This is a genomic window from Rhodococcus sp. NS-SX18, from assembly GCF_057367935.1.
On the sequence record NZ_CM170633.1, the window covers coordinates 3,562,004 to 3,574,623 of the forward strand.

12 protein-coding genes are annotated in these 12,620 nt (G+C 69.4%); 5 read left to right on the forward strand and 7 right to left on the reverse strand.

The window, feature by feature from the left end:
• Positions 1 to 78: 78 nt before the first annotated feature.
• From AC2IPW_RS16510 to AC2IPW_RS16525, 4 genes are read right to left on the reverse strand one after another with little or no spacing between them, the layout of a single operon-like run.
• Positions 79 to 2,169, reverse strand: a complete 2,091-nt coding sequence (locus AC2IPW_RS16510; protein ID WP_486375215.1) for an ATP-binding protein — start codon at positions 2,167 to 2,169, stop codon at positions 79 to 81.
• Between the two features lie 38 nt (positions 2,170 to 2,207).
• Entirely contained in the window at positions 2,208 to 3,308 is a 1,101-nt protein-coding gene (locus AC2IPW_RS16515) for an adenosine deaminase (protein ID WP_289378742.1), read from the reverse strand.
• 17 nt (positions 3,309 to 3,325) lie between these two features.
• Positions 3,326 to 4,609 carry a thymidine phosphorylase gene (locus tag AC2IPW_RS16520; RefSeq protein WP_371383552.1) on the reverse strand — a complete coding sequence of 428 codons (1,284 nt, stop codon included), beginning with the start codon at positions 4,607 to 4,609 and terminating at the stop codon, positions 3,326 to 3,328.
• The gene (locus AC2IPW_RS16525; RefSeq protein WP_416061412.1) at positions 4,602 to 5,024 is read right to left on the reverse strand and encodes a cytidine deaminase; all 423 of its coding nucleotides are present in this window, start codon (positions 5,022 to 5,024) and stop codon (positions 4,602 to 4,604) included. Before AC2IPW_RS16525 ends, AC2IPW_RS16520 begins: the two co-directional genes overlap by 8 nt.
• A gap of 253 nt (positions 5,025 to 5,277) precedes the next feature.
• On the opposite strand from AC2IPW_RS16525, the gene sdhC reads away from it, so the two are divergent.
• Genes sdhC through AC2IPW_RS16545 form a run of 4 tightly spaced genes read left to right on the forward strand, consistent with a single transcriptional unit; the run spans position 5,278 to position 8,667 of the window.
• Positions 5,278 to 5,682 carry a succinate dehydrogenase, cytochrome b556 subunit gene (gene sdhC / locus AC2IPW_RS16530; protein ID WP_072786530.1) on the forward strand — a complete coding sequence of 135 codons (405 nt, stop codon included), beginning with the start codon at positions 5,278 to 5,280 and terminating at the stop codon, positions 5,680 to 5,682.
• 1 nt (position 5,683) lies between these two features.
• Positions 5,684 to 6,124, forward strand: a complete 441-nt coding sequence (locus AC2IPW_RS16535) for a succinate dehydrogenase hydrophobic membrane anchor subunit (RefSeq protein ID WP_003935734.1) — start codon at positions 5,684 to 5,686, stop codon at positions 6,122 to 6,124.
• 15 nt (positions 6,125 to 6,139) lie between these two features.
• Entirely contained in the window at positions 6,140 to 7,891 is a 1,752-nt protein-coding gene (gene sdhA / locus AC2IPW_RS16540) for a succinate dehydrogenase flavoprotein subunit (RefSeq protein WP_289378740.1), read from the forward strand.
• Positions 7,891 to 8,667, forward strand: coding sequence for a succinate dehydrogenase iron-sulfur subunit (locus AC2IPW_RS16545; RefSeq protein ID WP_003935736.1), 777 nt, complete (start codon positions 7,891 to 7,893; stop codon positions 8,665 to 8,667). The genes sdhA and AC2IPW_RS16545 overlap by 1 nt, the downstream gene beginning before the upstream one ends.
• Positions 8,668 to 8,725: 58 nt before the next feature.
• Here the strand turns inward: AC2IPW_RS16545 and AC2IPW_RS16550 are convergent, their stop codons facing one another.
• Together AC2IPW_RS16550 and AC2IPW_RS16555 are read right to left on the reverse strand one after the other, a co-directional pair.
• Positions 8,726 to 9,766 (reverse strand): NAD(P)-dependent alcohol dehydrogenase, encoded by a 1,041-nt coding sequence (locus tag AC2IPW_RS16550; RefSeq protein WP_416061413.1) that lies wholly within the window; start codon positions 9,764 to 9,766, stop codon positions 8,726 to 8,728.
• A gap of 89 nt (positions 9,767 to 9,855) precedes the next feature.
• Positions 9,856 to 10,863: an NADP-dependent oxidoreductase gene (locus tag AC2IPW_RS16555; RefSeq protein WP_371383551.1), complete on the reverse strand. Its 1,008-nt coding sequence runs from the start codon at positions 10,861 to 10,863 to the stop codon at positions 9,856 to 9,858.
• Between the two features lie 122 nt (positions 10,864 to 10,985).
• On the opposite strand from AC2IPW_RS16555, the gene AC2IPW_RS16560 reads away from it, so the two are divergent.
• Positions 10,986 to 11,582 (forward strand): TetR/AcrR family transcriptional regulator, encoded by a 597-nt coding sequence (locus tag AC2IPW_RS16560; protein WP_003935740.1) that lies wholly within the window; start codon positions 10,986 to 10,988, stop codon positions 11,580 to 11,582.
• Here AC2IPW_RS16560 and yhjD read toward each other — a convergent pair.
• Complete coding sequence (yhjD, locus tag AC2IPW_RS16565) at positions 11,527 to 12,591, reverse strand: inner membrane protein YhjD (protein WP_416061414.1); 1,065 nt, start codon at positions 12,589 to 12,591, stop codon at positions 11,527 to 11,529. The two genes, AC2IPW_RS16560 and yhjD, sit on opposite strands and share 56 nt — an antisense overlap.
• Positions 12,592 to 12,620: the final 29 nt, after the last annotated feature.

Here is a 12,620-nt window from a genome sequence, read left to right on the forward strand (position 1 = left end):
GGCACCTCCTCGTTCGAGTGCGAGAAGCATGCGGCCGGAATCTGCTCGGTCACCAGTCCGTTCGGTACTCGACTGTGCTCACTGCCGGCGGCCGTACACCTCCTGGTCCCACAGCCAGGACACGATCCGCTCGACCCCTGCGGTCAGATGCCTGCGATACGTGCTGAACGGCAGGCCGAGCGCCGCTGCGGCCGATTCCTGGGTCGCGGCCGGTCGCAGGTACGTCCGGTCCACGGCCCGCAGCAGTTTGTCGTCGCGGGGATGGTCGGCCAGGGTGGTGACCGCGTCGCGCAGCACCTCCTCGAGCAGCGCAGCGTCAGGCTCCCCGGAGCCGGTCCGGTCGTGGAGCACCCGAGTTCGCAGCAGCGGATTGCGGGCGAGGAGGTCGTGTCGCCGCAGGTCGTGCAGTCCCTGCTTGACCGACTGCGCGAACTCGGGTTGGGAGAGCACGAGCAGCACGGGTGCGCCGGGCACGGAGGGGGACGGACCGCGAGCCAGCGCCCGCTCCGTCACCCGCTCGAGCCAGGCGTCGACCGGGACGCGCCGGAAATCGTGGGCGAACAAGCCGAACCGGCGGCGACCGACGACGAAATCGCCGCCGTCGACCCGCGGCAGATCGGCCACCGCGAAGTAGTCGTCCCACCGGTCCGGCTCGGCCAGGACGAGCACGTCGTAGGCAAGACCCCGAGTGGTAAGGCATCGCTGCATCGTGAGAATCGGGACTGCATTGAGCGTCGGCGAGGGGTCCTGGTACGCCTCCCGGTCCACGACGAAGCGGGTCTGGGTGACGACCTCGACCTCGCGCAGCGGCGTACATCGCTGCGCGGCCCGCCATCCCGCCGCGGCGCCCGGGTCGCCGACCCGATCCGCCTCGGTGGCGCGGGTGAGGTCCAGCAGCCCGATCACCCCGCGGACGGTCCCGTCCAGGTCCCGGAGCACGAAGAAGCCGTCCGGTTGCCGTGCGAGCCACCACCGTGCGAGCTGTGCGGATTCCTCGCCCTCTGCAGCCCGGACCAGCTCGACGACCGCCGCGTGGTCGGCAACGGTGGCGGGCTCGGGATAGTGCCGGCCCCAGCTCTCCCACTGCACCGGCGACAGCACGCCGGCGAGGTTGCGGAACACGAACTTGAGATCGAAGATCGCCTGCTGTTGCCGCCGGCCGGTCGCCGAATCGAGCGCCCGGTGGATGTGCCGCCACACCTGGCGGAAGACGTCGGCGTAGCTGTCGGCGTCCCGCCACCACAGGTCGGCGTCGATGACGTCGCGGGCCAGGTCGTGAGGATGGAGACCGTCGGCTCCGGTCTCGACGAAGGACAGGCCCCGAAGCCACCGGAACGCGTCGTGGGCGCAGTCGTCGTCCGCCCCGAGCGCGTCCCGCAGGAGCGATTCCGTGGTCACGCGGGCGAGGGCGCACACCTCGAGTGCCCGACGGCGGACAGTGCCTGGTTCCTCGTCGACGAACCGGTGCAGCAGCGTCCCCACGAGGTCGGGGGTCAGCGGATCCGCGTCGGCGCTGCCGCCGCGGAGCACCGCGTCGGCGAGCAACGACAGCGCCAACGGGTGGCCGTGGGCCACGCGGCAGAGGCGCTCGTGCAGGTCGTCGCGGACCCCGGCGGCGCGCAGGTACTCGACGCTCTCCGGTGGCGCGAGGTTGCGCAGCGACACCACTCGCAGCAGATCGCCCCATGCCGGATCCGACTGCCACTGCGGCGACGGTGGATTCCGTCCCGCGATCACGACTATCGCGTCTTCCGGCAACCGCGGCAGCAGATTCCGGCGGATCCAGCCGTCGATCGGTGCGAGTGCCTCGTACGTGTCGATCACCGTCACGAGCCGTTGCCCGGAGGTGGTGGCGATTCGGTCCGCGTCCACGTCGAGGTGGTCCGCCAAAGCCGCGAGCACGGCAACCGGGTCGGGGACGAGGTCTCTCCCGTCGAGACGCACGAGAGCGGATCCGGCAGCCACGGCGAGATCGGCGACCTCGTCGAGCAGGCTCGTCTTGCCGATCCCTCCGGGTCCGTACAGGTACAGCACCGAGAACGGGGATCGAGGCGCGTCGAGTGCGGCACGTACCAGTTCGAGTTCGGCCGAACGCCCGACGAACCGGCGGCGGCGGCGCGCGGCGAGCACGTCGCCGAGAGTTGCCGAGGGCGGGACGCGGTCCCTCATACCTCGACCCTACGAGGTGACGACCGCCGGCGGTACCGTCAGCCGATCAGGACGGCGTAGCCGGGCTTGATCACGTTGTCGATGAGCTCGAGCCGCTGGTCGAACGGCAGGAACGCGGACTTCATCGCGTTGATCGTGAACCGCTCGAGGTCGGACCATCCGTACCCGAACGTCTCGACGAGCCGCATCATCTCCTTGCTCATCGTGGTGTCGCTCATCAGCCGGTTGTCGGTGTTGACGGTGACCCGGAACCGCAGACGCGCCAGCAGGTCGAACGGGTGCCGTTCGAGGGTGTCGACGGCACCGGTCTGCACGTTCGAACTCGGGCACAGCTCGAGTGGGATCCGCTTGTCGCGCACGTAGTTCGCCAGCAGGCCGAGGGTGGCGGTGCCGTCCTCGGCGACGGTGATGTCGTCGACGATGCGCACGCCGTGGCCCAGGCGGTCGGTGCCGCAGAACGCGATGGCCTCGTGGATGGACGGCAGTCCGAATGCCTCTCCCGCGTGGATCGTGAAGTGCGCGTTGGCGGCGCGCATGTACTCGAAGGCATCGAGATGCCGGCTCGGTGGGTAGCCGGCCTCGGCGCCGGCGATGTCGAACCCGACGACGCCGCGGTCGCGGAACCGCACCGTGAGTTCGGCGATCTCCCGGGACCGGGCGGCGTGCCGCATCGCGGTGAGCAGCAGCCGCACCCGGATCGGCTGGGCCCCGGAGGCCTCCACCGCGGACTCCCCCGATCGGAAACCTTCGAGCACGTGCTCGACCACGGAGTCCAGGTCGAGCCCCCGCTCGAGGTGCTGTTCGGGCGCGAACCGGACCTCGGCGTAGACGACGCCGTCGGCGGCGAGGTCGAGCACGCATTCGCGGGCGACTCGCTCGAGGCCGTCCGGGGTCTGCATGACGGCCACGGTGTGCGCGAACGTTTCGAGGTAGCGCTCGAGCGACCCGCTGTCGGCCGAGTCCCGGAACCAGCGCGCCAGCTCGGGCTCCGTGCCGGCCGGCAGCCGGTATCCGCAGGCATCGGCCAGTTCGAGCACGGTTCCCGGCCGCAGACCGCCGTCGAGGTGGTCGTGCAGAAGCACTTTCGGCGCGGTCCGCAGGGCGGGTTCGGTCAGTGTCGTCGTCGCCGGCTCCGTCATGCCCCGACGGTAGTCGGCTAGGCGGTGATCCGCTCGACGACGAGCGGCCGTGTCGCCGGCGCGGAATCGGAGATGTGCACGCCCTCGCCGAGGGTCGCCATCGCGGCAGGGAACTTCGCCGGAGTGTCGGTGTGCAGGGTGGCGATCGTGTCCCCGGCGCGGACCCTGTCCCCCGGCTTCGCGTGCAGCTCGATCCCCGCTGCGGCCTGCACGGGTTCGCCCTGCCGTTCCCGCCCGGCGCCGAGTCGCCATGCGGCCACACCCACCGCCATCGCGTCGAGTTCGGCCAGCACGCCGTCGCCGGGTGCGCGCAGTTCCTCCGTGTACCGGGCCGTGGGCAGCGGTGCGTCGGGGTCCCCGCCCTGCGCGGCGATCATCGCGCGCCACCGGTCCATGGCGGTGCCGTCGCGCAGCCGGTCCGCGGGGTCGACGTCGTCGCGGCCGACGGCGGCGAGCATTTCGCGGGCGAGGGCGAGGGTCAGCTCGACCACGTCGGGCGGGCCGGCACCGGCGAGTACATCGACGGCCTCGCGCACCTCGAGGGCGTTGCCGGCGGTGCGTCCGAGCGGGACGTCCATCCGGGTGAGGAGCGCGGTGGTGTGCAGTCCCTCGTCCTCGCCCAGCTCGACCATGGTGCGGGCGAGCTCGCGGGCGTCGCCCAGGTTCTTCATGAACGCCCCGGAGCCGACCTTGACGTCGAGGACGAGGGCGCCGGTGCCTTCGGCGATCTTCTTGCTCATGATCGAGCTGGCGATCAGGGGAATGGACTCGACCGTGCCGGTGACATCGCGCAGGGCGTAGAGGCGGCGGTCGGCCGGGGCGAGGTCGGCGCCGGCCGCGCAGACGACGGCACCCACCTCCGGGTCGGCGAGGATCTCGGCGATCTCGGTGGTGCTCATTTCCGCCCGCCAGCCGGGAATCGCCTCGAGCTTGTCCAGGGTGCCGCCGGTGTGGCCGAGTCCGCGGCCGGAGAGCTGGGGTACTGCGACGCCGCAGGCGGCGACGAGCGGGGCCAGCGGAAGGGTGATCTTGTCGCCTACACCGCCGGTGGAGTGCTTGTCGACGGTGGGCAGGCCCAGGCCGGTGAAGTCGAGGCGCCGGCCCGAGTCGATCATTGCGGTGGTCCAGCGGGCGGTCTCGGCGCGCGTCATGCCCCGGAAGTAGACCGCCATCGCGAGGGCCGCCATCTGCTCGTCCGCGACGACGCCGCGGGTGAACGCCTCGATGATCCAGTCGATCTCGGCGCCGCTGAGTTCCTTGCCGTCCCGTTTGCGGGTGATGATCGACAGGGCGTCAGGCACGGTCGGTCCCTCCCGTCTCGCGCACCGCGTCCAGGTCGCCGGGCCCGAACGCGTCCGGCAGCAGTTCGGAAATGGGGCGCGGTCCGCGGTGCGTGTCGACCTCGAGGCCGGGGCCACCGTGTTCGGCGAGGATCTGCCGGCAGCGCCCGCACGGGCTCAGGACGGCTCCGCGAGCGTCGCAGACGGCGACGGCACGCAATCGCCCGCCGCCACTGGAAATCAAGTTACCGACCAGTACGCATTCGGCGCACAGGCCCACTCCGTGTGAGACATTTTCCACATTGCATCCGACGACTATCCGTCCGTCGTCCACGAGCGCCGCGGCCCCCACCGGGAAACGGGAGTAGGGTGCATACGCGCGTCCCATCACCTCATGTGCTTTGGCGCGCAAGGTTTTCCAGTCTACGTCCGGCATAGTTGCCCATCCTGTCACGGTGGCCGATTCCACGATTCACCGACCCGGCCGGGCCAGATCACAGTTGGAAAGGCAAACCTAACTTGCAATTCGGCGGCCGTACGAACCGCCACGCGAATTAGTTCCCGACTTTCGAATAGGACTAAAGTCGGTCGAAGTCGGTTCAGGTTCACGTCGAGCCCGTGCTGCGGAATCCCCCAGAGGCTGGAGAGGCTCGACGCGTCCACCATTGACGTTGGAGGCACAGCACTCGATGAGCAGCACGACTGAAGCCGCTCCCGCACCGGGGCGCACACGGTCGCTTTACCGGGGAGACCCGGGCATGTGGTCCTGGGTTCTGCACCGGATCACAGGCGTGGCGACATTCTTCTTCCTTTTCGTCCACGTCCTGGACACGGCACTCGTCCGGGTGAATCCCGAAACCTACGACAGTGTCATCGAGACCTACAAGAATCCCGTCGTCGGGCTCATGGAGCTCGGGTTGGTGGCGATGGTGCTCTACCACGCCCTCAACGGCCTGCGCGTGATGCTCGTGGACTTCTGGTCCAAGGGCCCGCAGTACCAGCGGGTGATGCTCTGGACGGTCCTGGCGATCTGGTTCGTGGTGATGATCCCGGCCGCCGGTCGCATCTTCTACAACATGTTTGCGGGGCACTGAGATGACTGAAGCCAAGACTCTCGGCAAGGCGTACGACCGCCCGGCCAGCCTCGACAATCCGCGCTCCCCGCGCCGTGCCGCGAAGAACAACTTCGAGCTCTACGCCTGGTTGTTCATGCGCCTGTCCGGCCTTGCGCTGATCATCCTGGTGCTCGGCCACCTGTTCATCATGCTGATGCTGGACGAGGGCGTGCACCGCATCAACTTCGCGTTCGTCGCCGGACGCTGGTCCAGCCCGTTCTGGCAGTTCTGGGACCTGTCGATGCTCTGGCTCGCGCAGCTCCACGGCGGCAACGGCCTGCGCACCGTCATCGCGGACTACTCCCGCAAGGACTCGACCCGATTCTGGCTCAACACGATCCTGGTCGTGTCGATGATCCTGATCATGGGCCTGGGCACCTACGTGATCTTCACCTTCGACCCCAACATCGTTGCGAGCTAGGGGAGCTACGACTTCATGCAGGAACATCGTTATGACGTGGTCATCGTCGGTGCCGGCGGCGCCGGCATGCGTGCGGCCATCGAGGCCGGTCCCCGCGCCCGCACCGCAGTTCTGACCAAGCTCTACCCCACCCGCAGCCACACCGGCGCCGCGCAGGGCGGCATGTGCGCCGCCCTCGCGAACGTCGAGGAGGACAACTGGGAGTGGCACACCTTCGACACCGTCAAGGGTGGCGACTACCTCGTCGACCAGGACGCTGCGGAGATCATGGCCAAGGAGGCCATCGACGCGGTGCTCGACCTCGAGAAGATGGGTCTGCCGTTCAACCGCACCCCCGAGGGCAAGATCGACCAGCGGCGGTTCGGTGGCCACACCCGTGACCACGGCAAGGCCCCGGTACGGCGCGCCTGCTACGCGGCCGACCGCACCGGCCACATGATCCTGCAGACGCTCTACCAGAACTGCGTCAAGCACGACGTGGAGTTCTTCAACGAGTTCTACGCCCTCGACATCGCGCTGACGCAGACCCCCGAGGGTCCCGTCGCCACCGGCGTCATCGCCTACGAGCTCGCCACCGGCGAGATCCACATCTTCCACGCGAAGTCGATCGTGTTCGCCACCGGCGGCTCGGGCCGGATGTACAAGACGACGTCCAACGCGCACACCCTCACCGGTGACGGCATGGGCATCATCTTCCGCAAGGGCCTGCCGCTCGAGGACATGGAGTTCCACCAGTTCCACCCGACGGGACTCGCGGGCCTGGGCATCCTGATCTCCGAGGCCGTGCGCGGCGAGGGCGGCATCCTCCGCAACGCCGACGGCGAGCGCTTCATGGAGCGCTACGCCCCCACCATCAAGGACCTCGCGCCCCGCGACATCGTCGCCCGCTCGATGGTGCTCGAGGTGCTCGAGGGCCGCGGCGCCGGACCGAACAAGGACTACGTCTACATCGACGTGACCCACCTCGGTGAGGACGTCCTCGAGGAGAAGCTCCCGGACATCACCGAGTTCGCCCGCACCTACCTCGGCGTCGACCCCGTCACCGAGCTCGTGCCGGTGTACCCGACCTGCCACTACGTGATGGGCGGCATCCCCACCAAGATCAACGGTGAGGTGCTGCGCAACAACGAGGACGAGGTCCCGGGCCTGTACGCCGCCGGCGAGTGCGCCTGCGTCTCCGTCCACGGCGCCAACCGCCTCGGCACCAACTCGCTGCTCGACATCAACGTGTTCGGCCGTCGCGCCGGCATCGCTGCCGCCGAGTACGCGAACACCCACGACCACGTGGACCTGCCGGAGGACCCGGCCCGCAACGTCGTGGAGTGGCTCGAGCGGATCCTGGGCGCGGGCGGCAAGGAGCGCGTGGCGGACATCCGCAGCGAGCTGCAGCAGTCCATGGACAACAACGCCTCGGTGTTCCGCACCGAGGAGACGCTCACCAAGGCGCTCGAGGACATCCACGCGCTGAAGGAGCGGTACAAGCACATCACCGTCCAGGACAAGGGCAAGCGCTACAACAGCGACCTGCTCGAGGCCGTCGAGCTGGGCTTCCTGCTCGAGATGGCCGAGGTCACCGTCGCCGGTGCGCTCAACCGGAAGGAATCGCGCGGCGGTCACGCCCGCGAGGACTTCCCGAAGCGCGACGACGAGAAGTTCCTCAAGCACACCATGGCCTACAAGGAGGGGACGGAGCTGATCTCCCCCATCCGCCTGGACTACAAGCCGGTGGTGCAGACCCGCTACGAGCCGATGGAGCGGAAGTACTGATGACAACCCTCGAGAAGAACGAAGCCGACGTCTCGAACCTGCCACCCGTGCCCGAGGGCGCCACGATGGTCACCCTCAAGATCGCGCGGTTCAACCCCGAGGACGGCAAGGGTCAGCACTGGGACAGCTTCCAGGTTCCGGCGCTGCCGTCGGACCGCATGCTCAACCTGCTGCTCTACGTGAAGGGCTACCTCGACGGCACCCTCACGTTCCGCCGCAGCTGCGCGCACGGCGTGTGCGGCTCCGACGCGATGCGGATCAACGGCGTCAACCGCCTGGCCTGCAAGATCCTGATGAAGGACATGCTGCCCAAGGACGGCAAGCCGGTGACCATCACCGTCGAGCCGATCCGCGGCCTGCCGGTCGAGAAGGACCTCGTCGTCGACATGGAACCCTTCTTCGACGCGTTCCGCGCCGTGAAGCCGTTCCTCATCGCCACCGGCAACGAGCCCACCCGCGAGCGGATCCAGTCGCAGGCCGACCGGGCCCGCTTCGACGACACCACCAAGTGCATCCTCTGCGCGTGCTGCACCACCTCGTGCCCGGTGTACTGGAACGACGGCAGCTACTTCGGCCCCGCCGCCATCGTCAACGCGCACCGGTTCATCTTCGACAGCCGTGACGAGGGCGCCGCCGAGCGTCTCGACATCCTCAACGACGTCGAGGGCGTGTGGCGCTGCCGCACCACCTTCAACTGCACCGATGCGTGCCCCCGCGGCATCCAGGTGACGAAGGCGATCCAGGAGGTCAAGCGCGCGCTGCTGTTCGCTCGCTGATCCCCGTACCCGACGAAGGCTCCGCACTCGATCCGAGTGCGGAGCCTTCGTCGTCGCATCAGCCCGGAACGACGACGCCGCGACCGCGGATGCTGCCCTCGCGCAGCCGCCGGTAGGCCGTGGGCCCCTCGTCGAGGGTGAACGTCTCGGTGTGGATGTCCAGCCGGCCGGCGCGGGCCAGCTCCACGACCTCCATCAGCTCGGACCGGGTGCCCCAGTACGGGGTCACGACGGAGGCCCCGAACGGGATCATGAAGAAGCCGACCTTGGCATGCGCGCCGGTGTGGATGCCGACGACCGAGATGTGCCCGTCGACCGCGACCACCTCCTGGGCCATGTCGATCGTGCTCTGGGCGCCGACGAAGTCGAACACCGCCGTCGCCCCCTCACCGCCGGCCAGTTCCCGGACCGCGTCCACCGCACCGGCGCCCGACTTCACCGCCGCGTCGGCACCGACCTCACGGGCGAGTGCGAGGCGGTCGTCGTCGAGATCGACGGCGATCACGCGGGCCGCGCTGACTGCGCGCAGAATCTGGATGCCGACGTGCCCGAGTCCGCCGACCCCGATGACGACCGCCGTCGAGCCGGGTCCCAGCAGCGGCAGGACCCGCGAGATCGCGTGGTACGGCGTCAGGCCGGCGTCGGTGAGCGGAACCGCGGCGACCGGGTCGAGGTCCCCGATCGGGACGAGGTGGCGCGCCGAGTCGACGATCATGTACTCGGCCATCGACCCGGGCGAGCCGAGACCGGGCGGGGTGAGGCCCAGTTCGGCGGCGCGGGTGCAGTAGTTCTCGCGGCCACGCGCGCACGCGTGGCACGCACCGCAACCCCACGGCCCGTACACGGCGACGGCGTCCCCCGTCTCGAATCCGGTGACGCCGTCACCGAGTTCGGCGACGGTGCCGACACCCTCGTGGCCGAGGGTGAGGGGAAGACCGTAGGCGTACTGCCCCGCCGGCATGTCCATCACGAAGATGTCCGAGTGGCACAACCCGGCCGCGGTGACCTTCAGCAGGATCTCACCCGGCCCGGGCGACGGAGTCGGGACGTCGACGACGACCGGCTCGGAGCCGATCTCGGTGTACTGGAGGGCTTTCATGCGCCCGACTCTACGGCCGGGGGTGTGGGCCCGCCCGGTGCTACAGCGACTCTTCCGCTGCGCGACGCCGGCCGTTCCGGCTCCGGACGTCAGGCGGTCCGGACGAGCATCTTGCCGACGTTGCGCCCGCGCATGAGGTCGAGGAAGGCGTCCACCGAGTTGCCGATGCCGTCGACGACCGTCTCGTCGAACACCACGTCGCCGGCCGCGAGCCACGGCCCCATCTTCGCCGCGAACTCGGGGAAGACGTGGGTGTAGTGGCCGAGGGTGAAGCCCTGCAGGGTCAGCCCCCGGGTGATGATGTTGGCCATGTTGTCCGGCCCGGCCGTGCGTTCGGTGTTGTTGTACAGGGCGATTGCGCCGCACAGGGCGGCCCGGCCGCCGTCGCGCAGGACGTCGAGGGCTGCCTCGAGATGGTCGCCGCCGACATTGTCGAAGTACACGTCGATCCCGTCGGGCGCGGCCCGGCGCAGCTGACGCCGCACGGGCGCCGACTTGTAGTCGAACGCGTCGTCGTAGCCGTAGCGCTCGGTGAGCATCGCGACCTTGCTCTCGGAGCCGGCGGAGCCGAGCACCCGGCTCGCGCCCTCGAGCCGGGCGATCTGTCCGGCGGCGGTGCCCACTGCTCCGGCGGCGCCGGAGACGAAGACGGTGTCACCCGGCTGCAGGCGGGCGATGTGCATCAGACCCACGTAGGCGGTCAGCCCTGTCAGGCCGAGGATGCCGAGGTAGGCGGAAATCGGAACCCCCGGAAGCTCGTCGACCACCCGGAAGGCCCTGGCGTCGCCCTGCGCGACGTCGCGCCAGCCCAGATCGTGCAGCACGACCGAGCCGACGGGGTGGGCCGGCGACGTCGACTCCACGACGCGGCCGACGGCGCCGCCGGTCATGGTCTCGCCCAGGGCGAACGGCGGGATGTAGGACTTGACGTCGTTCATCCGTCCCCGCATGTAGGGGTCGACCGAGACGAACTCGTTGACGACGCGGACCTGGTTCGGACCGAGGTCGGGCAGGTCGACCGTCACGGTGCGGAAGTCGTCGTGCGACGGCCAGCCGACGGGGCGCCGGACCAGTTGGATCTGGGTGCTAGAGGTCACCGGGTGTGAACCTTCCTCACGTCTCGAGCCGCTGAGGCAGTTCCCGGCGGCTCCGGAGTATTGAACTGACCTTTCCAATATATACTGGACCGGTCATTGCACAACGGAGATCGGAAGGACGCATGGGACGGCCACCGGGGTTCGACACCGCCGACGTCGTGGAACGGGCACGGGATTTGTTCTGGGACAAGGGCTTCGAGGCCACCTCCGTCCCCGAGCTCGAGCGGGCGACGGGCCTGAACCGGTCGAGTCTCTACAACGCCTTCACCAGTAAGCGCGGGTTGTTCGACGCGGCCGTTCGCGACTACCTCGACCGTGTCGTCCGCCCCCGGCTGCGCGTCCTCACCGACGAACCGACCGCCCCCGATGCGGCGGCACGCTACTTCCGGGCGCTGGCCCGCACCGTCGCGGCCCTCCCGGACGACTCGCCGCGCCGCGGCTGCCTGCTGCTCAACAGCGCCGCCGGCCTCGCCGCGCACGACGAGACGCAACGCGCGGTCGTCACCGCCTACCGCACCGAGCTGGCGACCGCGTTCGCGCACGCGCTGCGCGCCCTCGATCCCGCCGCCGACGACGAGACGCTCGCCCGGCGGGTGCGGGTACTGACGTCGCTGTCGACGAGCACGCTGCTCCTCGCCCGCGTCGACCGCGACGAGGCGGTCGCTACCGCCGAAACCGCGATCGCGCAGCTCGACGAATGGCGCGCGAGCGCTCGCTGAGCAGGACCCCGCCGAGCGCTCCGGCACCGACGAGCGCCAGACCGCCACGCAGCCCGGGCCCCTCGTGCACCTCCACGCGCGGCGTGATCCGTGCCAGCTCCGGGGGCGGCACGTGAGCCATGACCAGATTCTCCTTGGACGATGCCGCCCACGCCGTGGCGAACAACACCATCCGGGCGGTCAGGTTCGCGAACACCAGTACGCCGAGGATCGGGCCGAAGGCCACTCCGGCGGGGCCGCTGGTGACCCGGGAGAGGTAGATCGAACCGACCTGCTTGAAGAGTTCGAACGCCACGGCGGCGAGCAGGCCGGCGCGCATCGCGCTGCGGAAGGTGACGGGTTCCCGGGGCAGCCGGGCGATCACCCAGGTGAACAGCACCCACGTCGCGCACACGGAAATGGCGATCGTCGCCACCGTCAGTGCCACGCCGACGCCGGGCACGTTCTCGAGCCGCAGCAGACCGACGAAGAAGTCCATGACCGGTCCGCTGCTCGCGGCCGACAAGGCCAGCGACGCCACGATGGCGAGGCCGAGGCCGAGGAGGGTCAGCACGTCGTTGACCTTGGTGCGCACGAACCCCGTCTTGCCGTGCGGATGGTCCCACATCGCGGTGAGCGCGTCCCGCAGGTTGGTGATCCAGCCGATTCCTGCATATGCGGCGGTGAGCAGACCGAGGGTGCCCACGGCACTGCGGGAGGCGATCGCGGAGTCGACCAGGCCCTGTACCGTCGCGCCGAGTTCACCGGGGATGTTCTGGGCGATCGCGGTCTGCAGCTGTTCGAGGGTCTCGGGCCGGCCCGCGAGCACGAAGCCGGCAATCGAGAACGACAGCATCAGGATGGGAATCAGGGACAGCACACTGAAGTACGTGATCCCTGCCGCGTAGTAGTCGCCCTTCTGCTCCTGGTATCGCAGGCCGGCCCGCACCAGATGGTCGAGTGCCGGATGCGCCGCGCGCTGCCGCTCGAGAAACCCCGGTTTCGACGGTTCGGTGGAATCGTCGGCCATCGGTGGGCAACTCCTTCCGCGTTCCGCCG

What these genes read in the sequence shown, in the direction of transcription:
- AC2IPW_RS16525 (WP_416061412.1), bottom strand. Translation starts at nt 5,024, where the DNA reads ATGCCGGACGTAGACTGGAAAACCTTGCGCGCCAAAGCACATGAGGTG.
- AC2IPW_RS16510 (WP_486375215.1), bottom strand. Translation starts at nt 2,169, where the DNA reads ATGAGGGACCGCGTCCCGCCCTCGGCAACTCTCGGCGACGTGCTCGCC.
- sdhC (WP_072786530.1), top strand. Translation starts at nt 5,278, where the DNA reads ATGAGCAGCACGACTGAAGCCGCTCCCGCACCGGGGCGCACACGGTCG.
- AC2IPW_RS16560 (WP_003935740.1), top strand. Translation starts at nt 10,986, where the DNA reads ATGGGACGGCCACCGGGGTTCGACACCGCCGACGTCGTGGAACGGGCA.
- AC2IPW_RS16545 (WP_003935736.1), top strand. Translation starts at nt 7,891, where the DNA reads ATGACAACCCTCGAGAAGAACGAAGCCGACGTCTCGAACCTGCCACCC.
- AC2IPW_RS16535 (WP_003935734.1), top strand. Translation starts at nt 5,684, where the DNA reads ATGACTGAAGCCAAGACTCTCGGCAAGGCGTACGACCGCCCGGCCAGC.
- sdhA (WP_289378740.1), top strand. Translation starts at nt 6,140, where the DNA reads ATGCAGGAACATCGTTATGACGTGGTCATCGTCGGTGCCGGCGGCGCC.
- yhjD (WP_416061414.1), bottom strand. Translation starts at nt 12,591, where the DNA reads ATGGCCGACGATTCCACCGAACCGTCGAAACCGGGGTTTCTCGAGCGG.
- AC2IPW_RS16550 (WP_416061413.1), bottom strand. Translation starts at nt 9,766, where the DNA reads ATGAAAGCCCTCCAGTACACCGAGATCGGCTCCGAGCCGGTCGTCGTC.
- AC2IPW_RS16515 (WP_289378742.1), bottom strand. Translation starts at nt 3,308, where the DNA reads ATGACGGAGCCGGCGACGACGACACTGACCGAACCCGCCCTGCGGACC.